Source organism: Microbacterium sp. Root322 (assembly GCF_001425645.1).
Classification (GTDB): Bacteria; Actinomycetota; Actinomycetes; order Actinomycetales; family Microbacteriaceae; genus Microbacterium; species Microbacterium maritypicum.
In genome coordinates this window covers 625,205-650,229 of record NZ_LMCS01000002.1, presented here as the reverse complement: position 1 = coordinate 650,229, position 25,025 = coordinate 625,205, and the positions used below count along the sequence as shown (strand labels likewise).

Sequence of the window (25,025 nt, the reverse complement as noted above, 5' to 3'; positions counted from 1 at the left end):
CGGTGGGGACTTCCCAATGTCGGGGGTCGGTTCTACCCTCGAAACCATGGAGCGCACCTCAGCGAAGAGGGCTTTCGCCAACGTCCTCGTCAACACGCTCATCGCGAACGTGACGACGAGCTTCCTGTGGTTCGCGCTCACGTTCTGGGTCTACATCGAGACGCGGTCGGTGCTGGCCACGGGCATCATCGGCGGCGCCTACATGCTCTTCGTCGCGTTCTTCGCGATGGCGTTCGGCACGATCGTCGACCGCAACCGCAAACACACCGTCATGGTGATCTCGAGCGTGATCTCCGCCGGCGCGTTCCTCGTGGCCGGAGCGCTCTACCTGTGGCAGCCCGAGGCCGCACTTCTCGATCTGGGAGGGCCCTGGTTCTGGCTGTTCTCGGGTGTCATCCTGTTCGGCGGTGTGATCGAGCAGCTGCGCAACATCGCGCTGTCGACGACGGTCACCCTGCTCATCCCCGAAGACAAGCGCGCGAACGCCAACGGCCTGGTCGGCACGGTGCAGGGCATCGCCTTCCTGGTGACGAGCGTCTTCTCGGGGCTCTCGATCGGCTTCCTCGGCATGGGGTGGACGCTCGCGATCGCCATCGCGGCCATGGCGATGACGTTCGTCCATCTGCTGTTCGTGCGCATCCCCGAGGGGACTCCCGAACCCGACCCGAATGCCTCCAGCGCCCTCGACTTCCGCGGAAGCGTGCGCGCCATCCGTCTGGCTCCCGGGCTCTTCGCGCTGATCATCTTCTCCACGTTCAACAACCTCATCGGCGGCGTCTACATGGCGTTGATGGATCCCTACGGACTGACACTCTTCGACGCGCAGACGTGGGGCTTCGCGCTGGCGTTCGCCTCGACGGGATTCCTGGTCGGCGGCGGGCTGGTCGCCAAGTTCGGTCTGGGGCCCAGACCCATGCGCACGATGCTGCTCGTGGTCATCGCGATGGGGCTGCTCGGGTCGGTGTTCATGCTGCGGGAGTGGTGGCCGCTGTATGTGGTCGGCATGTGGGTGTACATGGCTCTGGTGCCGCCCGTCGAAGCCGCCGAGCAGACCGTGATCCAGAAGGTCGTGCCCTTCGAGCGGCAGGGCCGCGTCTTCGGCGTGGCTGCCGCGATGGAGGCCGCCGCCGCGCCGATCACGGCGTTCATGATCGCCCCGATCGCCGAGTTCCTGATCATCCCGTACATGAACACCGCCGAGGGGCAGCAGCAGTGGGGGTGGCTGCTCGGTGAGGGCGAGGCCCGGGGCATCGCCCTCATCTGCCTGTTCGCCGGACTGATCATGGTCGTCGCCGCCACGCTGGCGTTCTTCACCCGGTCGTACCGCAGGCTCACCGAACTCTATGCCGAGGCTCCGGAGCAGGTGGTCGAGGCGCCAGGGAACGAGAGCGCGGGCGAGACCACGGTCGCGCTCGACCGCGAGAACGGTCATTCCGCGACCAGATACGCCGACGCTCCGCCCGTCGTCCCGGGGATGCCGCCCGAAACCCGGTGACGGAGCAGGCGCATGAGGCCGTGATCACACCGGCGGCTCAGTCCAGATCGAACACCCGGTCGTTGAGCTCGGCGGCGTCCTCGGCCCACAGGGCGACGATCCGTGCGGCCAGGGCCTCGGGATCGAGTGCCTTCGCGCGGAACACGACGGCTGCTGCGCGCAGCCGTTCTCCGGACTCGCGTGCGGCCTTGGCATAGCCCTGAGCGACGGCTCTGGTCCAAGCCTCACTCGCGGCCTTGACGGCGGCATAGTTGGCCCCGCCGGCCAAGGGACGTGCGACAGACGTCGACGACACGATCGCGAAGCGTCCGGCATCGGAGGCGCGCAGCGCATCGTCGAAAGCCCGGCTCGTGGCGCGAACGGCGTGCAGGGCCGGCAGCAGGGCGGCGAAGTCCTCATCGGATTGCCCGGCCAGACCCCCGCCTCCGCGCCAGCCTCCGACCAGCGGCACCACCGCGTCCACGGGCCCGATCCGGGAAGCCAGGGCGGTCATGTCCTCGAAGGAGGTCGCATCCGCGATTTCGATCTGAGCACCGGCGTCGGCGAGCTCCTGCAGTCGTTCGACCGAGCGACCGGTGGCGATGACGCGGGCGTTCGCAGCGATCAGCGCACGCGCGGTGGCGAGACCGGCCGCGCTGGTGGCTCCGGCGAGGACCACGGTGCGCGTGGAAGCCGTCGAGTCGGTGTGTTCAGCCATGTCTTCCACTCTTCCGGGTCGGAGGGGCTTCTGCGGCCGGAACCCGCGGAGGTATCCGCAGAACAGATTCCGGCCGCAGTGCGGTGCGCCCCAGCGTCACACTCGGAACGCGCGCGGTGCGCGCGTGATCGTCAGTCGTCGGTGCCGCGGATGCCCACGGTCGACTCGATGATCGGCTTCATCTTCTTGTCGAGTGTCTCGAAGAACATCGACAGCGGGAACTCGTCGTCCATCACGGCATCCGTGTAGCCCTTCGGTGCGCCGGCGAGGATCTCGTCCGACAGGCCGCGGGCCCACTGCGATGCGGGGTGTGGGGTGAGCGTGCCCCGGACGAGCTCGTACGCGGCGAGCCAGTGCGCGACCTTGGGACGGTCGATCGAGTGCCAGTACAGATCGTCGATCGCATCGCCCAGAGCGACCACGGCGTCGGGCACGTTGTCCCAGTCGAACGCGAGAGCGGTGTCGGTCCAGTGCAGCACACCGCGCTGGTGCAGCCACGCGAACAGCAGCTGTCCGCCGACCGCATCGTAGTTGCGCGTGCGGGTGCCCGTGATCGAGAAGCGGAAGATCCGGTCGAAGATCACCGCGTACTGCACGAGGTGCGCGTAGTCGTGCATCTCCTGCTCGGTCTCGGTGAGCTCTTCACCGGCGGCGATGCGGGCAGCGAGAGCGCGCTCGATCTTCACCGATTCCCGGAACGCCGTCATGTCGCAGCGCATCTCCTCCAGCGAGTAGAGGAAGAACGGCATCCGCTGCTTGATCATGAACGGGTCGAAAGGCAGGTCGCCGCGCATGTGGGTGCGGTCGTGGATGATGTCCCACATCACGAAGGTCTTCTCGGCCACCTGCTGGTCGTCGAGCATCGCGCTCGCGCGCTCCGGCAGGTCGAGGTTGGTGATCGCGGCAGCGGCGCGCGTGACGCGGCGGTACCGGGCGGCCTCGCGGTCCTGGAAGATCGCGCCCCACGTGAATGTCGGGATCTCGCGCATCGCGACGGTCTCGGGGAACAGCACAGCCGAGTTCGTGTCGTAGCCGGGCGTGAAGTCGACCAGGCGCAGCGAGACGAACAGCTTGTTGCCGTAGTCGCCGGCCTCGAGCGCCGCGATGAACTCCGGCCAGATCGTCTCGACGATCAGCGCCTCGACCAGGCGGTCGCTCGATCCGTTCTGCGTGTACATCGGGAAGACCACGAGGTGGCGGATGCCGTCGACACGGTGCTGCTGCGGCTGGAAGGCCATCAGCGAGTCGAGGAAGTCGGGCACCCCGAAGTCCGAGGCGGCCCAACGGTCGAAGTCGACCACGGATGCGGCGAGGTACTCGGCGTCGTGCGGGAAGGCGGGGGCCAGAGCGCGGATCGCGGCAGTGAGCGCACCGACGAGCTCACGGGCCGCGGCGTGGTGCGCGGCGTCCGGGATCGAGCCGTCCTTGATCTGCATCTCGCGGATCGCGATCGCGGCGTCCTTGAGCTGCGCCCAGGCGGCGGACTGCTCGGCGATCGATGCGTCCTCGACGACCTCGGGTTCGCCGACGATGGCCTGGACAGCGGAACTGTTGGCGGAAAGAAGGGACATCGGGACCTCCGATCGGAGTTTTGACGGAAAGATTCCTGTGCAAACGGAATCCTGACGATAATCTTACAGCTATGGATGACTCTGTCGACCGCGCGATCCTGACCGCCATCTCCCGCGACGGCCGCGCCACGCTCTCCCAGCTCTCGGACGCCGTCGGCCTGTCGGTCTCTGCGGTGCAGTCGCGCCTGCGCCGACTGGAGACGAGGGGGGTCATCTCCGGATATCAGGCGATCCTCGACCCCGAGCAGGTGGGCACCCCGCTCTCGGCGTTCATCGAGATCACGCCGCTCGACCCCGCCCAGCCGGACAACGCCCCCGAGCTGCTCGAGCACCTCGACGCGATCGAGGCCTGCCACTCCATCGCCGGCGACGCCAGCTACATGCTGTTCGTGCGGGTGCCGTCCCCCCGCGCGCTCGAAGAGCTGGTGCGCGACGTGCGACTCGCGGCGAACGTCAGCACCCGCACGACCGTGGTGCTGCAGACCTATTACGAGCACCGACCGATCATCCCGGTGGGCTCGACCGAGTAGGCGCCGGGAGTCAGAGCACCGCGCCCACCATCGCCTCACCCAGCGGGGTGCGCAGATGGAGCATCCTGGTGCCGTCGCGTTCGCTGGCGATCAGTCCTGCACCGCGCAGCACGGCCAGGTGATGCGAGGCGGTCGATATCGCGAGGCCGGCATCACGGGCGACCTGCGACGTCGTGCGGGCGGTGCCGGCGCGCAGCAGCATGCCCGCTCGTGCCGGACCCAGCAGGGCGCTGAGAGCGGCGGTGATGTCGGCGGCGTCGCGGGCCCAGCCGGCGGTGACGCCACGGGCCGGATAGAACAGGGTGGGCTGCGCTGGTGGCTCGGTGAGCACCATGCAGCCCCACGCCGACATGACCGAGGGGACGAGCACCAGGCCACCTCCCCGGCAGTCGACCTGTTCGCTGTGGCGTCGCAGCGAGACGCGGACCGCACCCGACCCCCAGGTCACCTGTCGGTGCAGATCACCGGCCATGCCCGCGATGCCCGTGCTCGCGATCGTGCGCGTGCGGACGGCGATGTCAGCACGCAACAGTCGTTCGAGCTGCGGCCACACCGGAGAGAGCACCGCTTCCCACACGGCGGCCCAGGCATCGGCGATCATCCCGCGAGCCCGCTCGGGGTGATCCTGCATCTCGCGCAGAGCCTGTTGCCTAGTTCCGCTCGATCGCACCACCATCTTCCGGAAATCGACGCGCATGGGGTCGAGAGGGGCGGTTCGTAGCTCGTCGAGCTCTACCTCGGGCGTCAGGTCCCAACGGGGTGCGGTCGTCAGAAAGTCGGGCAGATAGCCGTCGTCGCCGATCACGGTCGTGAGCAGCGCGAAGTCCTCGCGGGGCAGGCGGTCGCGCACGGCTCGCAGCCAGCCCCACTGCAGCGGATGCGCGGCGGGGCGCCGCAACACCCGAACGGCGTGGGCCAGCTCGTGCCCGGGCGAGATGCCGAACCGCACCGCCTCGACGTCGCCCGGGCTCAGATGGAACTCGACGCGATGGTCAGGGTGCTCGACGCCCTCGATCGGGCCGGAGTTTCGATCCACATCGAAACTTTAGGGGTTGCTCGCGAGGCTGTCGAGACTGGAATCATGAACAGCACATCACCTCATTCGGGGATCGTCGCCGGGAGTGACATCCGCATCGGCTCGGGGCGCAGCCGCAGGTTCGTCGGGGCCGAGCACGGTGCCGAGGTGTCGTACTTCTTCGTCGAGAACCAGCCGGGGGAGGGGCCGGGGCTGCACTGGCATCCCTATCCTGAGACCTGGGTCGTGATCGAGGGTGTTGCCTCCATCACAGTGGGCGAGGAGACTCTCGTGGCCGGAGCGGGAGACACCGCCACCGGCCCCGCTTTCATCCCGCACCGCTTCACCAACGTGGGGGACGGGGTTCTCACGATCATCGGCGTCCACGCCTCCGCCACCATCATCCAGACGTTCCTCGACGAGGACTGACCATCAGGAGCACACATGTCCTTCCAGGCATACCTCGACAACATCGAGACCAAGACCGGTCTCACCCCGCGGCAGTTCATCGAACTCGCCACCGAGAAGGGGTTCGACCAGACAACCAAGGCGACGCCGATCGTCGCCTGGCTGAAAGAGGACTACCAGCTGGGTCAGGGGCACGCGATGGCACTCGTGCACGTGATCACCAAGGGGCCGCAGATCAGCGACAAGCACGTGGGCAAGGGTGGCGCCCATGGCGATGCGTCCGACACCCTGTGGCTCGACGGCAAGGACAGCAACCCGAACGCCTGATCCGTCGTCCCGCTGAGGTCGGGCATGGGCCCGGCCAGTAGGATTCCCTGCGTGGCAGCATCCTCCCAGCGCAAGAAGAAGACCCCGACCGCGAAGCGCACGCCGGTCCGCACGAGCGGCAACCCGGCGAAGCGTCCTGCCGTCGAAGCAGGCCCGGTGACGGCTGCCGACTGGATCGGGGCGGCTCGTCTGCGCACCCTCCCTCTCGCGATCGCACCGGTCGTGATCGGCACGGGAGCCGCGCGCAGCACCGGACCCGAGTTCCACTGGGTCATCGCGCTCGCCTGCCTCGCCGTCGCGGTGCTGCTGCAGATCGGCGTGAACTTCACGAACGACTACAGCGACGGCGTCCGCGGCACCGACGCCCACCGGGTCGGTCCCGCGCGTCTCACCGCCTCCGGGCGGGTGAAGCCTCGCACGGTCCTGATCATCGGACTGGTGTTCTTCGCGCTTGCCGGCCTCGTGGGTCTGGCGATCGTGGTGCGCACCGGTCAGTGGTGGATGCTCGCGGTGGGCGCGGCCTGCATCGTCGCCGCATGGTTCTACACCGGCGGCAAGCGCCCCTACGGCTACGCCGGACTCGGCGAGGTCTTCGTATTCGTCTTCTTCGGGCTCGTCGCCACGCTCGGCACGATCTGGGTGCAGATCTTCTCCCTGCCGCAGCAGGCCTGGCTCGGTGCGATCGCCGCGGGGCTGTTCGCCTGTGCGGTGCTGCTCGCGAACAACCTGCGCGACATCGACCAGGACCGCGAGGTCGGCAAGCGCACCCTGACGGTGCTGATCGGGCGCAGGGCGACCCAGGTGCTGTTCACGTTCTTCGTGCTCGCGCCGTTCGGCATCGCGGCCTTCCTGGCCCTGCTGTTCCCGATCGCGTGGATCTCGCTGCTGGCTCTGCTGGCGGGGCTCCCGGCGATCGCGATCGTCTGGTCCTACCGTCAGCCGAAGGAACTGGTCACCGCACTCGCACTCACGTCGCTGACGTCGCTGCTGTACGCAGGCGCCCTGTTCTGGGCGTTCGTGGGCTGAGCCGGCCTCAGGCCTTGGCGTCGCCGTCGACGGGGTCGGTCGAGCCTTCGATCGCCTCGTCCTCGGCGTCCGCGTCGGCCTGGCCGCCGGAGGAACGGCTCTCGCGGCGCTCCTGCAGCCGGGCGGAGGCATCCGTCAGCGGCGTGCGCAGGAACAGCATCGAGATGCTCATGCCGATCAGTGCGGCGAAGATCGCGGCCAGCCACCAGAACTCTCGGAAGATCGGGAAGATCCAGAGGATGGCGAGCGGGACGAGGAACGCCAGCAGCCGCAGCACGGTGTAGACGAGGAAAGGCGCGGGCTTCTTCACCTCTCCAGTCTACGTTCGCCGCGAAGAGGCTCCGTCGCCGGTGCCGGAGGCGATGCCGAGACGGTGGAGCGGGATACCGCGCACCACGCGCCGCCACGGGTGCTCTCCGAGCGACCACAGCAGCCCGGCCTCGAGGTCGAGGGCCAGGTCCTCGCATCCGACCGGGAGTCGGACGGGATCCGGGGTCAGCGCGTCGCGCCGACCGCTCCACAGTGTGCCGGGGTGCAGGCGGTCGGACTGCGAGACGAAGTGGTGGTCCCCCCGGCGGACCGCGCCCTGCATCCGTTTGATGCCGGGGGTGAAGCGGTCCACCTCGGTGAATGCGTCGTCGACGTGCTCGGCGATCGAGAACTCACCGATCCGTCCGCTCTCATCCGTGCGGTGCTCGCCGATGAGCACGCGGGGGAGGGGGGTGCCGCCGTCGTCGAACACGCGGCCGATGTACGAGCAGCGCAGCGGGATCGGATGTACCCGGGTGCGCACCGCGATGAGCGCGGTGCCGCGACCGCCGCGACGACGGGCCCCGGCGAGCCGGTGGGCCCGTGCTCCCTGCACCTCGCGGATGTCGGAGAGGTCGAACTCCCAGATGCCGCGGCCGGTCGCCGCCGCGAACAGCCGATCCTCGAACCAGGCGAGCCCGCCGGCGTGGATCCGCGCCGGCTGGAGTTCGCCATCGTCGTCGGTGACCGCGAGCAGGATGTCGAGATGACGGGAGCGCGCCAGGTCGATGAGGGTCACGCGGGAGGCGAGATGCTCTCCCGAGAGCTCCTGTCGGAACCAGCTGACGGCCAAGGTGCGCCGCCCGCGCCATTCGCCGACGTCGATCCCCTGCGGGTACCAGCGTCTGGTCCAGGTCCTCGCGCTGAGCCATCGCAGATCGACGGTGTCGCGACGCCGCTGACGCACGGGGCGCCAGGTCGATCCGAAGGGCCAGAGCATGCTCCCCATCGTCGCCGATGCGGCGAGCGCGTGCGAACCGAACCGCCCACATCATTCCAGCGGGTATTATTTTACCGTGGCGCCGCGTTCGTCTTCTCGGAGTCGACGCGGCGACCACAACGGTCTCGGGGTCGCCTGATGGGGGTCAGGCGGCCGCGTGGCAGGCGGGATCGCATCTGCGCGATCCCGCATCCCGAACGTGTCACGTTCGGCAGTGCGATGCACTGGAAGGTGTGGTCCCGTTCGGGTACGGGACCACACCGCAGTGCCGGCCCCGCGCACGTCTCGCGGACACTCGTCGTTCACCTGCGCGTCCCCACCCGGCAACGACCGCCTGGCACCATTCCCGGACACCGTCCGTCTCCGGGAGTCCTGTGCGCACACCCCTCGTCACCGTCATCCTGCCCGCGAAAGACGCCGGGGAGTACATCGGGACGACGCTCGAGACGCTCACCCGGCAGTTCGACGATGCCGCAGCCGTCAAGCTCGTCGCGATCGACGACGGATCCCGCGACGACACGGGTGCTCTCATGCAGCAGTACGCGCAGCGGTTCCCGCACGCCACCGTTCTGCGGAATCCGACGGCACGCGGGCTGGCGACGGCCCGCAACCAGGGGCTCGTGCACGTCGAGGGCGATGCCTTCTGCTTCCTCGACGGTGACGACTGGATGCAGCCGCGACGGCTCGAGGTGCTGGTGTCGCGGTTGCGCGAGCTCGAGTGCGACTTCGTGCGCACCGATCACGTCACGGTCACCGGCGGCGAGCGGGCGCTCATCCGCGCACCGCACCCGTGGCGCGACCGGGTGACCTCGCCGCGAGACGCGATCCTGCCCGAGAACGAGTCGACCATGGTCGACTATCCCTACGCCTGGGCCGGGCTCTTCCACCGCAGGGTCATCGACAGCGGCTTGGCGGCGTTCCCCGAGGGACTGTTCACGGCGGAGGACCGGCCCTGGATCTGGCGACTGCACCTGCAGGCCGAATCGTTCGCCGTTGTCGATGCGCCCGCCCTCCTCTACCGCCGTGGCGTCGCCACATCGCTCACACAGGTGCGTGACCGCCGGCAGCTCGACTTCGCCAGGGCGATGAACGAGGTCATCTCGGTGGTCGAGCAGGATGCGGAGGCCGAGCGCTTCCTGCCGAAGGTCGTCTGGACTGCGCTCGCGCTCAGCTCTCACCATCTCGTGCGGGCCCGCCGGATGAGCCCGCCGCTGCGCAGGGAGATGCGGGCCGCGATCCGCGACATGCTCGGTCGACTGCCCGCTGACGAGGTGACCGCGGTGCTGGGACGCTTCGACGGGCCGCGCCGCCGCGTGCTCGCGCGCATCCTCCGGCAGACGGGCAGGGCGGCATGACGCAGATCTTCGCCCTGCACAGCGGCTACGGCCTCGCGACCGCCGCCGCCGCGATCGATTCCGGACTCCTCGATGCCCCGTCCTCCGTGTCCGCAGGCGAGCGCCTCCTGGTTCCCTTCACCTCCTCCCGTGTGCCCGAGACCGTCGTCGGGATCGCGGAGGACCCGGGGTTGCGCTCGCTGCGGGCGCGCTTCGACCGCATCGAGCCACTGGCGGACCTGCTCGGCCCGCTGCATCCGAGCTCCTGGGAACCGGCCGATGCCGACCTCCCCCTGCTGGAACGGCTGTTCGCTCGCGCCTGGCACATCGACCCCCGTGACCTCGAGCTGTTCGTGCAGAGCCCGCAGGTCGCGCCGGCCCGCACCCTGATGGCGCTGTTCCCCCACGCGCGGATCACGATCGTCGGCGACGGCCTCATGACCTACTCGCCGATGCGCGTGCGGATGCCGTACCCCGTCGCCGCACGCATCGAGCGGGTCGTGCACGCCGACGTCGTGCCGGGAGTGCGACCCCTCGTCGGGTCTCCCCGTGCAGAGGTCGTGCCGGTGCCTCCGGCGTCGTTTGCCGCGGCCCTGCGGGAGACGGATGCCACCGCGTGCGATCCTGTCGACGACGGTGCCTCCACGGTGCTCGTGCTCGGCCAGTATCTGTCGGCCCTCGGGCTGATGACGGCGGCAGAGGAGATCGATCTGCAGAAGCGCCTGATCGACCGTGCCGCGCAGTGCGCACCGCAGCGCATCGTGTTCAAGCCGCATCCGGCCGCGCCGCCCCTGGTGACCGCAGCCGTCAGAGGGCGCGCAGCCGCGCACGGTATCGACTTCGTCGAGTACAGCGGGCCTCTCGCCGCCGAACTGCTCGCCGAGCGGCTGGACGCGGTGGCCGTCGTCGCGGGGTTCTCCACGGCGCTGCCGACCGTGCACACCCTCTTCGGACGGGCGATCGGCTCGGCGGGGAACGACACCGTCCTCGCCGCACTGACGCCGTTCGAGAACAGCAACCGGATTCCCGCGACCCTGGTCGACGCCCTCACGCGCGAGGGCTCTCCGTATGCCGATCCCGCGCGGCTGCAACTGCTGATCGACGCCGTCGGCTACGCCATGCAGCCGGAGATCGCCGGGCATCTGCGCGGTCGCGCCGAGGAACTGCTGCGCGGACTCGACCCGGATGAGCGCGATCGGTACTTCACGCCCCGACGGCTCGCCGAGCTGCGACTGCCCGGCGCGCCGATCGAGAACGTCGTGCGTCGTGCACTGCGTCCCGCCGGGGGAGTGGGCAGGATCGAGGAGTGGCGGCTCCACGCCCTCGGCGCGCGGCGACGTGCCGGGCGCGCCTGGCGGGCGATACGCGGCCGATGACGACGATGACGACGACGAGGATGTGGACGATGGACGAGCAGAAGCCCCGCACGGTGGCTATCATTCCGGCGCGCGGAGGGTCGAAGCAGGTGCCGCGCAAGAACCTGCAGCGCGTCGGCGGGGTGCCGTTGGTCGAGCGCGCGGTTCGCGCCGCGGCCGCAGCTTCCGGCATCGACCTGGTCGTGGTCTCCACCGACGATGACGAGATCGCAGAGGTGGCGACGGCTGCGGGCGCCCGTGTCATCCGCCGCCCTGCCGAGCTCGCTGGAGACACGGCGACCTCGGAGAGCGCGCTCCTGCACGCGCTGGACGAGCTCGAGGCACGCGGAGACAGCGTCGGGATCGTGGCGTTCCTGCAGGCGACATCACCGTTCATCCCGAGCGACGCGCTCGCCGCGGCGGTGGAGGAGATCCGCGCAGACCGGGCCGACAGCGTGTTCGCGGCCCACGAGACGTACGGGTTCCTGTGGCGGGAGGATGACCGCGGTGACGCGGTGGCTATCAATCACGAGGCCGCGCACCGCCCGCGCCGACAGGACCGCGAGCCGCACCACCTCGAGACCGGCGCGTTCTACGTGTTCCGTGCCGCGGGCTTCCGCGAGAGCAGGCATCGCTTCTTCGGCAGGACCCGCATCGCCGCGGTGCCGGAATGGACAGCGATCGAGATCGATGATGCGGATCAGCTCCGCGTCGCCCGTGCACTCGCTTCGCTGCATGAAGTTCCCGGCCCCATCCCGGTCCGCGCCGTCGTGACCGACTTCGACGGCGTGCACACCGACGACACCGCGATCATCGACGCCGACGGGGGCGAGCGGGTGCGGGTGAGCCGTGAAGACGGCATGGGGGTGGCTCTGCTGCGCCGTGCCGGTGTGCCGCTGCTGATCCTGTCGACCGAGGTCAACCCGGTGGTCCGCGCCCGCGCCGACAAGCTCCGGGTGCCAGTGCTGCACGGCATCGACGACAAGGAGAAGGCGCTGCGCAACTGGGCGCGGGACAACGAGATGCCACTCGCCGACATCGCCTACCTCGGCAACGACGTCAACGACCTGCCGGCGATGCGGATCGTGGGGTGGCCGGTCGCGGTCGCGAACGCGCATCCGCTGGTGCTGGAGGAGGCCCGCGTCGTGCTGAGCCGTCGGGGTGGAGAAGGCGCTGTCCGCGAGCTCATCGAACGGGTGTTGTCGAGCTGACCGATCCCGGTAACCCGGTGGTCGCCCGGTGTTCATCCTCGGCCCGTACTCAGGAGGGAGGGGTTGCACCAATGCTCGAACACCGGAGGAATCATGACTGTCAGCATCGGCTCACGAGTGATCGGCGGCGGGCGTCCTGCCTACGTCATCGCGGAGATCGGCCTGAACCACAACGGTGACGTGGACATCGCCAAGAAGCTCATCGACGTCGCGGCTCGCGCCGGTGCCGACGCCGTGAAGTTCCAGAAGCGCACGCCGGAGATCTCCACTCCTGAGCACATGCGCGATGTCCCTCGCGAGACGCCGTGGGGCGTGATGAGCTACCTCGACTACCGCCGCCGGGTCGAGTTCGGCCGCGACGAGTACGTCGAGATCGGCGACCACGCCACGATGCTCGGCCTGGACTGGTTCGCCTCGCCGTGGGACGTGCCCAGCGTCGCCTTCCTCGAAGACCTGGGCGTCGTGGCGCACAAGGTCGCCTCGGCCAGCCTCACCGACACCGAGCTGCTGGTCGCCCTGCGCGAGACGGGCAAACCCGTCATCCTCTCCACGGGCATGTCGACCATCGAGCAGATCGACCGGGCGCTGGACACCCTCGGCACCGATCGCGTGGTCCTCATGCACGCCACCTCGACCTACCCGCTGGAGCCTGAGGAGGCGAACCTGCGGGTGATCGCCACACTGCGCGACCGTTACCCCGGTGTGCCCGTGGGCTACTCGGGGCACGAGCGCGGACTCCAGATCTCGCTCGCCGCCGTGGCCATCGGCGCCGTCGCCGTCGAACGCCACATCACGCTCGATCGCACCATGTGGGGCTCCGATCACGCGGCCTCGCTCGAGCCGACCGGCCTCGAGCACCTCGTGCGCGACATCCGCGTGATCGAGCGTGCGACCGGAGACGGGGTCAAGCGCGTGTTCGACAGCGAGCGCGCGCCGATGGCGAAGCTGCGCCGCATCTCGGTATGAGCGGTGCCACCGGCATCCGTGTCGTCGCGATCGCGGACGCCGACTCCTTCGTGAAGTGGGCCGCCGCCCTGCTCGGCTCCGTGCCGGGGCTGCGTCCGCACCTGCTGCTCGTGCGCACCCCGCTCACGGCCAGCGTCGAGCAGCAGCGCACCGCGCTCGCGGGTACGACGCTCGGGCCGCGGGACGTCACCCGCATCGGGTTCGCGCAGACGGCGGCCTGGCTGGCGGAACAGCGGCCCGACGTGGTGCTGCTCGCGGGGCGCGGACCGTTCGTGCGGCTGATGGGACGCGTGATCGACACGTTGGAGCATCGGCCGGTCACGGTCTCCGGGCTGCCCGGGATGGCGATCCCCGCCCAGCGCGGGGCACTCGACTATCGCCGCCACACCGACCTGCTGGTGGTGCACTCCCACCGTGAGGTGCGGGCCTTCGAGGACCTCGGCCGCAGGATCGGTGTGCAGACGCCGGTGGCGCTCGCGACCCTCCCGTTCGCCCGGCGGAGGGAGCGGATGCTGCGCCCCGAACGCATGAGGATCGACGCCGTGGCCGCGCGGCGCGGTGGCCTGGCGGTCGCCGAACGCCCTCCGCAGACCGCTCCGGTCAAGCCGCCGGCGACGGACATCGTCTTCGCCGCGCAGGCGCTCGTGCCCGTCGCGAGGGAGGAGCGTGCCGAGATCGCGGCCATGCTCGTGCGGGCCGCCGAAGCGGAGCCAGGACGCCGCGTGGTGGTGAAGTTGCGGTCGCGGCCGGGGGAGTCGGAGACGCACCGGGAACGTGACCCGTACGCCGGGCTGCTGCCGTCGCGTGTTCCGAAGAACCTCGTCTACTCCTACGACTCGATGAGCACCGCGCTGGAGACGGCGGCGGGTCTGGTCACGGTGAGTTCCACGGCCGCGATCGAGGCCACGGCGCTCGGCGTGCCCGTGATCGCGCTCGACTCCTTCGGCGTGAGCAAGAGCCTGCTGAACACGGTGTTCGTGGGCAGTGGACTGCTCGGCGGCCGCAGCGAGGTCGTGGCCGGGCGCTTCCGGCATCCGCATCCCGACTGGCTTCGAGACAACTACTTCCACCCCGAGGGGGAGTCGACGTGGTGGGAGCGGGTCGAACGGCTCGTGGCGCTGCGGCGCTCCGGGGCTCTGCCGGCCCGTCGTGTGCCCGCGGCCCGCGGCGGCTCACTGCACGAGGCCTGGCATCGGGCGAGTGTGCTCGGTGCGGAGGACGGCACGGTACAGGGGGCCGTGGCGCTCGCGGTGGGCGCTCCGGCGACCAGGGCACTCGCCGCGCTGCGTCGGCGCAGGCCGTCGTCGGGCGGCGGCACCTGGGCCGACGCCTCGACCGACTACACGCTCGAGCCGAACCCGTTCGACGACTCCCTCCGGCGCTGAACCTTCGGGGCGACGGCGCGCTCAGCCTCCGAGGTGCGCGCATCCTGCGCTCCGCGGATGTCCGGTGTCCGTCATCCGCGGACTCATGGTGTTATCCCAGGCAATGATCCTGGCGGGAAAGATCACGGCCGGGTAACGTCGATCCCATCGCGGCGATCCGGGCGGTCCCGGGCCTCAGTTCATACCTGAAGGCGTTGCGGGTTCGACTCCCGCCGTCGCGTCCACTTCGACAGTGTCGGCCCCTGAGAAGTCAAGGTTTGCCGGGCTTCCTCGTCGCTACGGCGCCCTCCGGTGACAACAGATTGGCGGCCTGCATAAGGATCTCCGCGCGACGTTGCTGGCATCTCGATAACTCGAATGTCCGCGGCCGGCGCTACGGTCAGCGGCACGCGCCACGGTGGTGTGAAGAACGGGGAACCGGCATGGCAAGCATCAGCACGGCGAAGAGCCAGGCACTCAGTATCGGCGCAGCGATTAACGGGAACAGCTCAGCGGTTCAGACTCTCGGGAGCATGGGGCGTGATCCGCACCCTGAGCGGTTGCTCGCCGTCGGTCTCGCGCACGCGCAGAACGCGATCTCAGAGCTCATCAAACTCGTAGAGGAGCTGGAAGACGAGATCGATGCGCTGAAGCGGAACGGCCGATGAATGCTGCGACCGTTGAGTGGTGGCCCAAGCTGTCCGAGTCCGCGCGTTCGTCGCTGCGGAGCGATCCTCGGCAGGCGTCGAGCGCCGAGCTCGTCATCGCGATCACACAAGCGCGTAGTGTGAGCTCAGCGTGGACCCAGTGGGAAGAGCGGGCGCCCTCTCCTGCGCATCTGCTCGAGGATGAGGCGGCGTGGATCGAAGCGCAAGGCTCCGACTGATTCCAGGGTGAACGTGTTCAGGGCAGGCAATACCATCGCGACTATGACACCCTCGCCGACGCCGCCCGCAGCACCTTGGCTGGTCATCGACTCGCCGCTGTTCGTGTTCCCGGACGGATCCTGGAGCCTGCTGATCAGTATCCTGGCGCTCGCGCTGTCAGGTGTCACGCTCTGGCACACGCTGAGCGCACGTCCGCGCGTGCACCCTTTCGTGGTGCGCAGCTATCTGCAGTTCGGCAAGACCGCGCACCCGGACGGCGACGAGGTCGTGATCTCCAACCTCGGCCGCACCCCCGCGATCATCTACGACGTGCGCGCTCTCGACGGCAAGGGCGGGCATCTGAAGACCGCGAAGATGGCTCGCGGCCATGAGCAGGTCGACGTCCCGTTCCCGGATCTACCGCAGAGCCTGGCCCCTGGAGGTGTGCTCAAGGTGTGGTTCTCCACCTCGCTCGCCGGAGAATCGGCAGGCTGGAAGCACGGATACATGATCACCTACGCAAATTCGAGCGTTCGCCGACGAGTGCGCACGGAACCGCAGGAGATGATTGTGAAGGCGACGGACAAGCCAGCGCCCACCATCGCCGATTGAGTACGCGGATCTAGACCTCATATCTCACGCGCGCGAGAATCCAGCTTTCGGGCGCGATGCGGCAGCGGAGGCTCCGCCCCTCGCGAGCATCAGACAGTGGGGCAGATGTCGGCCATGATCGCGGCCGTCTCGTCGTCGAGACGGTCGGCGCTGAACTCGGCGACGTCGAAGGCCGTTCCCTCCTACATGAGTCATCGTCGACGTGCGCCAGGGGACGGAGCTGACCGTGCGTGAAGCCGGACCGGAATCGAGGGAACAGACGAACAAGAGGGACAGGCGATCCTCTGAGGGCAGTGGGGCCAACCTGGCGGAACAGCAGAGAGTCGAATAGGGTTGGAACAAATGGATCGGGAATGCTCGATCGGCGTTCGGCCTCCGGGAATCTCGGGGGCCTTTCGCTTTTTACGGGTACACCTTGAGCCCGTATCCCTCTATATGCCCCTTGCTGGAGCGGACCAGCTTGGTGCTGATCAGATCCCATGCGCGATTCGGTTGCTCGGGGCGCATCACGTGAAGCCCGATCGGCCGCGCCGTCATGTCCGCGATCTGCAGACCGGAACAGCGCCAGCGGTATACAACGCTGGCATCCTCCGATGGCGAACGCCGGTTCACAACCCCAGTTGGTCCAGCCGCTCCTCGAAGCGCACCTGCACGTCTTCGGGCTCATCGCCGTCGGCATCGGCCCAGATCGCGTCCAGCTCCTTCTGCACGGAGTCGGGGAGCGCAGCGAACTTCTCGTCCCAGGCGGCGACCGGCGTCCAGTAGCCGACGACCTTGAAGCGGGTCGCGGGCAGACCGAGCTCCTTGCGCAGGTACTTGCGCACGTCGCGCAGTGCCACGGTCTCACCGGCCACCCACACATAACCCTCGTCGAGCGGGAGGCGGTCGTCGACGATGCCGCGCACGAGCGGACCGAGCGCGCTGGGGCCATGGCCGTTGCCGCCGACCACCCAGGTGACCTCGACATCCGCGCCCGTCGTGAGGTCGACGCGATCCGCCTCGCTCGGCACCTCGAGCACGACCCGGGTGCGCACGCCCTCCGGAGCCTCGGCGATGATGCGCGCCACGGCCGGAAGCCCGGTCAGATCGGCGACGAGCACCTGCCACGTGATGCCCTCCGGCGGTGAGTACAGGCCGGTCGGGGAGTTCAGTCCGAGCACGTGTCCCGGCTCCGCACGCGCGGCCCAGGGACCCGCGACACCCGCCTCATGGATCACGAAGTCGATGTCGAGCTCGCCGGCATCCGGGCGCACACCGCTGATCGTGTAGGTGCGCATCGGCGCCTCGGGGGCTCCCTCCGGCGTCTCCCACCAGTCACCTGCCGGCACGGGCAGCGACACGTCCTTCGGGTTGTCGCCATGCGGGAAGAACACCCGCACATACTCGTCGCCGATGCCGGTGCTGAGGAAGTCGGCGACCCCCTCGCCGCCGAGTGTGACCCGGACGAGGGTCGGGGTGAGGGTGGTCGTGCTGCTGACGATGCCGCGGTGGATGCTCACGGTGTCTCCGTCTCTGGGTCGGGGTTCTGACCCGTGGGGGTGGGGGAAGGGGGGATAGGAGTGGTGCGGGTCTGGGCGAGCCAGGAGTCTCGGTACAGCCCGTCGGCGGCGAGCAGCTCCTCGTGCGTACCGCGCTGCGTCGTCCGACCGTCGGCGAACACGATGATCTGCTCGGCGGAGACGGCCTGTTGCAGCCGATGCGCGATGAGCAGCGCCGTGCGTCCTTCGCGCAGCGCCGCAATGGCGTCTTCCACGGCCTCCCGGTGGTGGAGTCCGACATCGGCGGTGGCCTCGTCGAGGATCACCACATCCGGGTCGGCGAGGAAGGCCCGGGCGACCGCGAGCTGCTGGATGCGCCCTTCGTCCAACGGCACGACGGCCTCCGACGCCGCGCCCTCGTTCTCGGAGGTCAGCGCCTCGATCGCCCACTGTGCGCCGACCGCCCGCAGCGCCGCCACCATGTCGTCGTCGTCCGCCTCGGGAGCGACGAGCCGCAGGTTGTCGGCGATCGTGCCCCGGAAATGGTGCAGCTCCTGCGACAGGTAGTAGGGCGACTCCCTGTCGGATGCGAGGTGCACGCTACCCGAGCTGGGCGGGTGATGTCCGGCGATCACGCGAGCGAGCGTGCTCTTGCCCGACCCCGAGGTGCCGACGAGTGCCGCCGTGGTGCCCGGATCGACGCGCAGGCTCACGTCGCTTATGCCGCGGCCGGTGGTCGGGTAGTGGAACGTGACGTCGCGCACCTCGATGCCCGCACAGGACTGTGGCGCGGTATCCGCTTGCCGATGCGACGTGACAGCCGGGGGCGCGAGGTCGATGACCCCGACGAGTCGCGCGAGCCCGATGGCTGCCCGCTGGATGTCGTCGAGCCCGAAGATCAGCTGCCCGACCGGTCCGAACAGTCGGTGGAACAGCAGGGCCGCCGTGGTGACAGCGCCCACCGTGATCGCTCCTGCGGACTGCAGGAGGAAGCCGGTGCCGAGGATCGCAGCCAGGCCGACGAGCTCGCCGCCGTTGATCCAGCGGAACAGCCGGTTCGTCACCCGCACGCCCTCGATCTGCATCCGGATCGACGCCTCTGCCCGCTCCCGCACGCGCTCGAGCGCGTGCTCCTGCTCATTGAAGGCGGTGAGGGTCTCGATGCCCTCGACCGCGTCGAGCACGGCCTGGCTGCGCGCGGCCTCGCGCACCCGCACCTCGCGGAACACCACGCGCGACCTGCGCAGGAACGCCCGGGTTCCGAGCACGTAGAACGGAGCGGAGACGAGTCCTGCGAGCGCGAGCCAGGGGTCGAGTGCGGTCAGCGCGACCACCGAGACCCCGATCGCGAACGCCGCCGAGAGCAGTGTGGGGGCGACGTTCCCGCCGGCTTCGGCCACCGCATCGACATCGCCGGTGACCCGGGAGAGCAGGTCGGCGCTCTCGCCGTCGTCGACCTCGCTCACCGGCAGCCGCATCGCCGAGGCGAACACGTCTTCGCGGAGGGTCGCGAGCATGTCCTGCACCAATCCGGTCAGCACCCGCACCGCCCACAGCATCACCACGGCGGCGCCGACCGCGCCGAGGCCAGCACCGGCGACCCAGGCGGCGATGGTCACGAAACCGGCATCGGAGGAGACGGCATCGACGATGCGTCCCAGGCACGTAGGCATCACGATGCCCAGGGCGGATGCCGCGAGGAAGAGCGCGGCGACAGCCGCCGTGCGACCGGGGTGCTGCCGCAGCAGTGCGCCGACGACGCCGTGCACCCGTGCGCTGGAGGCGATCGGCAGCAGGGCCGTGGTCGAGCTCGACTCATGCATGGTGCGCATCCGATCGTTCGGAGGGGAGATCGATGATCCGATCGCAGGCTGCGAGAAGCACCGGCGAAGTGGTGATCACCACCACCGTCTCGGTGTGCTCCGCGAGGGCGCGGGCGATGTGCGCCTCGGTGATGGCATCGACGGCCGAGGTCGGCTCGTCGAGCACCAGCACATCGGCATCCACATGCAGGGCGCGGGCGATGCCGATGCGCTGCCGCTGCCCGCCCGAGAGACGGCGTCCGGCTTCACCGACCTGTGATTCCCACCCGCCGACCTGCACCACGGTGTCGTGCAGCGCCGCCATCTCGATGAAGGGCGGGTGCGCGGGCTCCTCCACGCCGTGACCGCGCACCGCCTCGCGCAGGGACCCGCTCACGATCGTCTGTCCGTGGGGAGGGGCGATGACCCGACGCCGGTACTCCACCGGGTCGAGGTCGGTCAGGTCGCGGAGCTCTCCCTCGACCGCGAGCGCGACCCGGCCGCGATCGACTCGGGTGCGCAGGCCAAGGAGACGCGAGAGGGCACGTGCCGAGTCGCTGTCGGCGGGGCGGATGCCGAGCATCTCCCGTCCCCGCACCTCGACCGGATCCGCGGAGGACCCCGCGCGGAAGGTCAGCACGACATCACCGGCCGCATCCGCCGGGGTCGAAGACGCCGCAAGAGGGTCGAGCAGGTCTTCGGCGTCGATCACCTCGGCGAGCCTCTTGGCCGAGGCGAGCTTGTGGATCCAGTTCGAGGGGAACGAGCCGGCGTACGCCAGGTAGCCGCTGATGAACTGGGCGAGCCCGAGCACCGTGACCAGCTCACCGATGCTGATGCGGCCCTCAGTGGCGAACCACGCCGACATCCCCGCGAGCGCGGTCGTGGCGACCGCAGCCAGCGTGCCGCTGACGGCTTCATACGAGGCGAGTGAACGACCGGCCGCCGTGGCCGCCCGACGAGAGGCATCACTCGCGGCGACGTACCTGCGCACGGCCTCTTCACGGGCACCGATGCCCACGAGCACCCGGAATCCGCTCATGAAGTCGGCGGCGACCGCTCCTGCCTCGGTCGCCGCCTGCTGCTCGGCGAACCCTCGGCGTTCGAGGGGACGTGAGACGACCTGCATCACGAACATCATCGCGACGGTCGAGCCGAACACGACGATGGTCGCGACGGGTGAGATCACCAGCATCGCGAGTCCGGCTCCGATGATCGCGGCGATCGTGGAGCACTGCTGCGCCACCGACCAGGCGACACCCGCGACGCGGTAGGTGTCGGAGGTGACGAAGGTGAGCGCCTCCCCGGGGGTCAACGTGCGGCGGGAGAGCCGGGGGCGCAGCATGCGGGAGAGGGTGAGGTGTCGCAGCGCCTGCTCGCCGTAGCCGTAGATCGAGACCATGAGACGGGAAGCCGACTGGTAGCTCGCGGTCAGCACGAGGAACGTGGCCACCAGCACGCCGAGCCAGAGCGCGAGGGCGGCGGGGTCGGCGGGGAGCACGGCGCGGTCGATCGTCGCGCCGATGATGACGGGGATCGTCGCCTCGGCCAGTGCATGCACGATGAGCAGAGCGGTCGCCCCGGCGAGCGCGATACCGCGTCCCTCGGACTTCAGCGCGATCCCGAAGAGCCTCCGCGGGGTGGGCGTCACGGCGTCCGCCGTCCGAGCGGCAGCACCAGTGGGGTTCCCGAGACGGGGTCGGTGATCACCCTGCAGGGCAGGTCGTACACGGCCTGCACGAGTTCGGCGGTGATGATCTCGCGCGGGTCGCCCTGCGCCACGATGGCTCCGTCGTGCATCGCCACCAGGTGCGTGGCGTAGCGGGCGGCGTGGTTCAGGTCGTGCAGCACGGCGACGAGTGTCGTGCCGTCGCGGTGGAGGTCGGCGAACAGCTCCATCAGGTCGATCTGGTGCGCGATGTCGAGGAAGGTCGTCGGCTCGTCGAGCAGCAGGTGCTTGGTCTGCTGCGCGAGGGCCATCGCCACCCATACGCGCTGCCGCTGCCCGCCCGAGAGTTCGTCGACCAGGCGCCGCGACAGGTCGGTGACCCCGGTCGCGGCCATGGCCTCGGAAACGGCGCGCTCGTCGGCGCTGCTCCATGTGCGCAGGGCACTCTGGTGCGGGAAGCGCCCGCGACCGACGAGGTCGGCGACCGTGATGCCGTCGGGGGCGATCGACGACTGGGGGAGCAGCCCCAGCTTGCGGGCGGCCTCCTTCGGCTTGAGCGCACGCAGCTCGTCGCCGTCGAGCAGCACCGCACCGGTGGTCGGGCGCAGCAGTCGGGCGAATCCGCGCAGCAGGGTCGACTTGCCGCACGCGTTCGGTCCGATGATGATCGTGAACGAGTTGTCGGGCACCTCGAGCGTGAGGTCCGAGATGATCGGGGTCTCCCCGTAGCCCAGCGTGATGTCGCGGGCCAGCAGCGAAGCGGTCATGGGTGTTCCTTTCAGGTGCGGCGCGCGTACTGGGCGGCGAGCAGCCAGGCGAGGTAGAGGCCGCCCACCGAGACCGTCACCACGCCCACGGGCACGGCGACGAGCTGGGCGACCGCATCCGACACCACCACGAGAGCGGCGCCGGTCAGCATCACCGGCACCGTGCCCATCGGGGTGTTCGAGCGGGTGAGGCGCTGCGAGATCTGCGGGGCCGCGAGGGCGATGAACGAGATGGGTCCGGCGGCGGCGGTCACGAGCGCCACCAGGGCCACCCCGAACACCATCGCCGCGAGGCGGGTGCGACCGGGACTGATCCCGAGGGCGGTCGCCGCATCGTCGCCCATCTCGAGCACCGGCAGCGTGCGGGCGAGGGGGAGGGATAGCAGGGTCACGATCGCGAACACGATCGCCGCCGGGATGAGCTGATCGAAGCCGAGCGAGGCGATCGAACCCGCACCCCAGGTCGCCGCCATCATCGCCTTCTCGACGCTGACCGAGATCAGGATCCACGAGGTGAGAGATCCGAGTCCGGCCGAGACGCCGATGCCGACGATGATGAGCCGGAACGACGACATCGTGTTCTTGTTGGCGAGCACGTAGACCAGCAGCGCGGTGAACAGGCCGCCGATCAGCGCACCCGCCGCCTTGAACATGTAGGTGTTCAGCTCGAAGACGATCATCACGAGCGTCACGCCGAACTGCGCGCCGATGCCGAAGCCGATGATGTCGGGGGAGCCGAGCGGATTGCGTGTGAGCGATTGGAAGATCCCACCGGCGAGGGCGAGGGCCGCGCCGCACAGCACGGCGAACAGCACACGCGGCAGGCGCCACTCGAACACCACCTGGCGGATGTCGGGATCGGATGCCGGGTCGACGATCGCCCGGATGACGGCGGCGAAGTCGACCTCGTAGGCGCCGAGCGTCATGGAGGCGAGACCTGCTCCGATGATCACGACGACGAGCACGACGCTGACGACGACCGCGCGCACGGGGATGAGCATGGCGATGCGCGAGGTCTCGATCCGGAACAGGCGTCGCCCGTGATCCACGGGAGGGAACACGGCTGCCGGGGTCAGCGAGCTCGGCGCGTTGACCGGCTTCTGGTCGATGCTCACAGCCCGCTCACCCGCTTGCGGCGCACGAGCACGATCAGGATCGGGGCTCCGAGAAGGGCGGTGACGATGCCGACGCGCATCTCGCCGTTGGGGAGCACGATGCGCCCGAGGATGTCGGCGAACAGCAGGAAGGCGGGGCCGATGATCATGGAGTAGGCGAGCACCCAGCGCTGATCGGGACCGGTGAACCAGCGCACGATGTGCGGGATCATGAGCCCGACGAAGGCGATGGGGCCGGCGGCGGCGACGCTGGTTCCGGCCAGCAGGGTGACGGCGATGATGACGAGGATGCGCGTCACCCGCACACGGGCGCCGAGGGCCTGCGCCAGGTCGTCGCCGAGGGCCAGGGCGTTCAGGGAGCGCGCGCACAGCAGTCCGATCAGCAGGCCGGCGACGATCAGGGGCACGGCCCAGGTGAGCTGGTCGAGGGTGCGTCCGCCGATCGAGCCGACACCCCAGAAGCGCATGACCTGCAGGGTGCTGTGGTCGCGGAGCACGATCGCGGTGGTGAATCCGGTGAAGGCCGCGCCGAGGGCGACGCCGGCGAGAGTGAGCTTCATGGGGGTCGCGCCCGAAGCGCCGAACGAGCCGAGAATGTAGACGAGGACGGTGAGGACGAAGGCTCCGCCGAGGGCGAAGGGCACGTAGGCGCCGGGGGTGGTGAACCCGAGCACGCCGACCGCGAAGGTGACGGCGAACGATGCACCGGCGTTGACCCCGAGGATGCCGGGGTCGGCTAGCGGGTTGCGGGTGAACGCCTGGATCAGGCCACCGCACACGGCGAGAGCAGCACCCACGACGATGCCGAGCAGCGTGCGGGGCACACGCAGCTCCAGGATCATCAGATGAAGCGGGTTCTCGTCGTCGTACGAGAAGAGGGACTGCAGCACGGTGGCAGGGTCGATCGCACGGCTGCCGACCGCGAGCGAGGCGATGGCGGCGATGACCAGCACCGCCACGGAGATGACCAGTCCCGTCACGAGCGTCCCGTTGCGGTGCGGGGAGTCGTCCGTGCGACTCCCCGCACCCGTGTTCGAGACGTCCGTGCCGTCGTGCGTCGCCAGGGACATCTCGGGGGTCACTTGCCGGTGATGGTCGGTTCACCCTGCAGCGCGGCGGCGAGGTCGTCGACGTACTTCGGCAGGACGTACTTCAGCGAGAGCACGGTGGGCGCGCTGATGGCCGAGGCCTCGGCGGCGTCGCCGTAGATCACGTAGGAGCCGTTGGCGATCGGGTTCCAGCGCGACATCACCTTGTTCTCGACCGTGTAGGCCCCTTCGTCGGCGCTGCCGCCCCAGGCGGCGAACAGGTCGGCCTCCACGTCGTAGAGGTTCTCGAGGCTCACGCCGGTGTACCAGTTGTCGCCCTCGGCGGTCTTGAGGAAGCTGTCCATCGCCGAGGTCGAGGTGAAGCCGAGTGCTTCGGTGATGCGCACGCGGGGGTCGTACTCGAGGTAGACGCCCAGATCGGTGCCGCCCTCGTTCAGGGTCAGACCCCACACGAACGTCTTGTCCTCGAACTCGGGGTGCGCGCCGGCGAGGGTGGTGATCTGCTCCTCGGTCTCGGCGATCAGCTCGTCGGCCTTGTCCTCCTCCGACAGCGCCTTGCCGACCGTGCGGGTCATGTCCTCCCACGTGCCCGGGTTCCAGGGGCCCTCGATGTAGGGGACGGTCGGGGCGATCTCGGTGAGGCGCTCGTACTCGATGTCGGAGACTCCCGAGTAGAGGCTCAGGATCAGGTCGGGCTTGAGCTCCTTGATCGCCTCGTAGTTGGGGCCGTCTTCGAGGAACGGGATGATCTCGGGGGTCTCGCCGTACTCCTCGGTGACGTAGTCCTCGAACCAGGGCTGGTAGCCGCTCTCGCCCGCGCCCCAGACCTCTTCCATGCCGACGGGGTTGGTGCCGAGTGCGGCGACGATGTCCGCCGACATCCACCCGAGAGTGACGATGCGCTGCGGCTTCTCGGGGATCACGGTCTTCCCGTGGCCGTGCTCGATGACGACGCCGTCCGTTGCGGCGGAGTCGGTGCGGGATTCTTCCGGGGCGGACGAGCATCCGGCGAGGGTGAGGGCGGCGGCGACGGCCGCGGCGACGAGGGCCGAGCCTCGGCGGATCTTCGGGCGCGCAGAAGCGTGCGACATGGTTCTCCTTCGGGAAGGGGGGAGGGGG

General features: G+C 69.3%; 24 protein-coding genes and 1 tRNA gene. 13 read left to right on the top strand and 12 right to left on the bottom strand.

All coding sequences use genetic code 11. From position 1 onward, the window contains the following. Positions 1-46 precede the first annotated feature (46 nt). Positions 47-1,495, top strand: a complete 1,449-nt coding sequence (locus tag ASC55_RS08000; protein WP_055874235.1) for an MFS transporter — start codon at positions 47-49, stop codon at positions 1,493-1,495. A gap of 37 nt (positions 1,496-1,532) precedes the next feature. On the opposite strand, the gene ASC55_RS07995 is transcribed toward ASC55_RS08000, so the two are convergent. Both ASC55_RS07995 and ASC55_RS07990 read right to left on the bottom strand, forming a co-directional pair. Further along, positions 1,533-2,192 (bottom strand): SDR family oxidoreductase, encoded by a 660-nt coding sequence (locus tag ASC55_RS07995; protein WP_055874232.1) that lies wholly within the window; start codon positions 2,190-2,192, stop codon positions 1,533-1,535. Between the two features lie 131 nt (positions 2,193-2,323). Continuing rightward, complete coding sequence (locus tag ASC55_RS07990) at positions 2,324-3,763, bottom strand: DUF6421 family protein (protein ID WP_055865696.1); 1,440 nt, start codon at positions 3,761-3,763, stop codon at positions 2,324-2,326. A gap of 71 nt (positions 3,764-3,834) precedes the next feature. On the opposite strand from ASC55_RS07990, the gene ASC55_RS07985 reads away from it, so the two are divergent. Next, positions 3,835-4,293 (top strand): Lrp/AsnC family transcriptional regulator, encoded by a 459-nt coding sequence (locus tag ASC55_RS07985; RefSeq protein ID WP_017829260.1) that lies wholly within the window; start codon positions 3,835-3,837, stop codon positions 4,291-4,293. Between the two features lie 10 nt (positions 4,294-4,303). On the opposite strand, the gene ASC55_RS07980 is transcribed toward ASC55_RS07985, so the two are convergent. Further along, the gene (locus ASC55_RS07980; protein ID WP_082524270.1) at positions 4,304-5,329 is read right to left on the bottom strand and encodes an ArsR/SmtB family transcription factor; all 1,026 of its coding nucleotides are present in this window, start codon (positions 5,327-5,329) and stop codon (positions 4,304-4,306) included. A gap of 45 nt (positions 5,330-5,374) precedes the next feature. Between ASC55_RS07980 and ASC55_RS07975 the strand changes: the two genes are divergently transcribed. Genes ASC55_RS07975 through ASC55_RS07965 form a run of 3 tightly spaced genes read left to right on the top strand, consistent with a single transcriptional unit; the run spans position 5,375 to position 7,069 of the window. Further along, positions 5,375-5,737: a cupin domain-containing protein gene (locus ASC55_RS07975; protein WP_082524269.1), complete on the top strand. Its 363-nt coding sequence runs from the start codon at positions 5,375-5,377 to the stop codon at positions 5,735-5,737. A 15-nt stretch (positions 5,738-5,752) separates the two neighbouring features. Further along, the gene (locus ASC55_RS07970) at positions 5,753-6,043 is read left to right on the top strand and encodes a DUF4287 domain-containing protein (protein WP_017829257.1); all 291 of its coding nucleotides are present in this window, start codon (positions 5,753-5,755) and stop codon (positions 6,041-6,043) included. A 51-nt stretch (positions 6,044-6,094) separates the two neighbouring features. Then, positions 6,095-7,069, top strand: a complete 975-nt coding sequence (locus tag ASC55_RS07965; protein ID WP_200935156.1) for a 1,4-dihydroxy-2-naphthoate polyprenyltransferase — start codon at positions 6,095-6,097, stop codon at positions 7,067-7,069. Positions 7,070-7,076: 7 nt separating this feature from the next. On the opposite strand, the gene ASC55_RS07960 is transcribed toward ASC55_RS07965, so the two are convergent. Both ASC55_RS07960 and ASC55_RS07955 read right to left on the bottom strand, forming a co-directional pair. After that, a complete protein-coding gene (locus ASC55_RS07960) occupies positions 7,077-7,379 on the bottom strand; it encodes a DUF4229 domain-containing protein (RefSeq protein ID WP_055865688.1) in 303 nt (100 codons plus the stop codon). A 9-nt stretch (positions 7,380-7,388) separates the two neighbouring features. Continuing rightward, positions 7,389-8,318, bottom strand: a complete 930-nt coding sequence (locus ASC55_RS07955) for a hypothetical protein (protein WP_055874227.1) — start codon at positions 8,316-8,318, stop codon at positions 7,389-7,391. A 374-nt stretch (positions 8,319-8,692) separates the two neighbouring features. Here ASC55_RS07955 and ASC55_RS07950 point away from each other — a divergent pair, with 374 nt between their 5' ends. The 8 genes from ASC55_RS07950 (at position 8,693) to ASC55_RS07920 (ending at position 16,026) form a co-directional block, all read left to right on the top strand. After that, positions 8,693-9,673, top strand: a complete 981-nt coding sequence (locus tag ASC55_RS07950; protein ID WP_055874225.1) for a glycosyltransferase family 2 protein — start codon at positions 8,693-8,695, stop codon at positions 9,671-9,673. After that, entirely contained in the window at positions 9,670-11,028 is a 1,359-nt protein-coding gene (locus tag ASC55_RS07945; protein ID WP_055874222.1) for a polysialyltransferase family glycosyltransferase, read from the top strand. Before ASC55_RS07950 ends, ASC55_RS07945 begins: the two co-directional genes overlap by 4 nt. A gap of 29 nt (positions 11,029-11,057) precedes the next feature. Beyond that, positions 11,058-12,218 carry an acylneuraminate cytidylyltransferase gene (locus tag ASC55_RS07940; RefSeq protein ID WP_055876020.1) on the top strand — a complete coding sequence of 387 codons (1,161 nt, stop codon included), beginning with the start codon at positions 11,058-11,060 and terminating at the stop codon, positions 12,216-12,218. A gap of 93 nt (positions 12,219-12,311) precedes the next feature. Beyond that, entirely contained in the window at positions 12,312-13,184 is an 873-nt protein-coding gene (locus ASC55_RS07935; protein WP_017829251.1) for an N-acetylneuraminate synthase family protein, read from the top strand. After that, positions 13,181-14,569 carry a DUF6716 putative glycosyltransferase gene (locus ASC55_RS07930; RefSeq protein WP_055874219.1) on the top strand — a complete coding sequence of 463 codons (1,389 nt, stop codon included), beginning with the start codon at positions 13,181-13,183 and terminating at the stop codon, positions 14,567-14,569. The genes ASC55_RS07935 and ASC55_RS07930 overlap by 4 nt, the downstream gene beginning before the upstream one ends. A gap of 148 nt (positions 14,570-14,717) precedes the next feature. Next, positions 14,718-14,793 (top strand) — tRNA-Met (locus ASC55_RS17480). 198 nt (positions 14,794-14,991) lie between these two features. Next, a complete protein-coding gene (locus tag ASC55_RS17565) occupies positions 14,992-15,216 on the top strand; it encodes a hypothetical protein (RefSeq protein ID WP_162243048.1) in 225 nt (74 codons plus the stop codon). Positions 15,217-15,477: 261 nt separating this feature from the next. Next, the gene (locus ASC55_RS07920) at positions 15,478-16,026 is read left to right on the top strand and encodes a hypothetical protein (RefSeq protein ID WP_055874214.1); all 549 of its coding nucleotides are present in this window, start codon (positions 15,478-15,480) and stop codon (positions 16,024-16,026) included. Positions 16,027-16,634: 608 nt separating this feature from the next. Here ASC55_RS07920 and ASC55_RS07910 read toward each other — a convergent pair. The 7 genes from ASC55_RS07910 to ASC55_RS07880 are packed head-to-tail and all read right to left on the bottom strand — an operon-like array spanning position 16,635 to position 24,997. Continuing rightward, on the bottom strand, positions 16,635-17,525 hold the full coding sequence (locus tag ASC55_RS07910) for a siderophore-interacting protein (RefSeq protein ID WP_055874208.1): 891 nt from the start codon (positions 17,523-17,525) through the stop codon (positions 16,635-16,637). After that, the gene (locus ASC55_RS07905; RefSeq protein WP_162243047.1) at positions 17,522-19,327 is read right to left on the bottom strand and encodes an ABC transporter ATP-binding protein; all 1,806 of its coding nucleotides are present in this window, start codon (positions 19,325-19,327) and stop codon (positions 17,522-17,524) included. Before ASC55_RS07905 ends, ASC55_RS07910 begins: the two co-directional genes overlap by 4 nt. Continuing rightward, a complete protein-coding gene (locus ASC55_RS07900) occupies positions 19,320-20,957 on the bottom strand; it encodes an ABC transporter transmembrane domain-containing protein (protein ID WP_055874202.1) in 1,638 nt (545 codons plus the stop codon). Before ASC55_RS07900 ends, ASC55_RS07905 begins: the two co-directional genes overlap by 8 nt. Then, positions 20,954-21,742, bottom strand: coding sequence for an ABC transporter ATP-binding protein (locus tag ASC55_RS07895; RefSeq protein ID WP_055874197.1), 789 nt, complete (start codon positions 21,740-21,742; stop codon positions 20,954-20,956). Before ASC55_RS07895 ends, ASC55_RS07900 begins: the two co-directional genes overlap by 4 nt. 11 nt (positions 21,743-21,753) lie before the next feature. Beyond that, positions 21,754-22,857 carry a FecCD family ABC transporter permease gene (locus ASC55_RS07890; protein WP_082524267.1) on the bottom strand — a complete coding sequence of 368 codons (1,104 nt, stop codon included), beginning with the start codon at positions 22,855-22,857 and terminating at the stop codon, positions 21,754-21,756. Next, positions 22,854-23,939 carry a FecCD family ABC transporter permease gene (locus ASC55_RS07885; RefSeq protein WP_082524266.1) on the bottom strand — a complete coding sequence of 362 codons (1,086 nt, stop codon included), beginning with the start codon at positions 23,937-23,939 and terminating at the stop codon, positions 22,854-22,856. The genes ASC55_RS07890 and ASC55_RS07885 overlap by 4 nt, the downstream gene beginning before the upstream one ends. Further along, on the bottom strand, positions 23,936-24,997 hold the full coding sequence (locus ASC55_RS07880; RefSeq protein ID WP_055874194.1) for an iron-siderophore ABC transporter substrate-binding protein: 1,062 nt from the start codon (positions 24,995-24,997) through the stop codon (positions 23,936-23,938). Before ASC55_RS07880 ends, ASC55_RS07885 begins: the two co-directional genes overlap by 4 nt. Positions 24,998-25,025 lie beyond the last annotated feature (28 nt).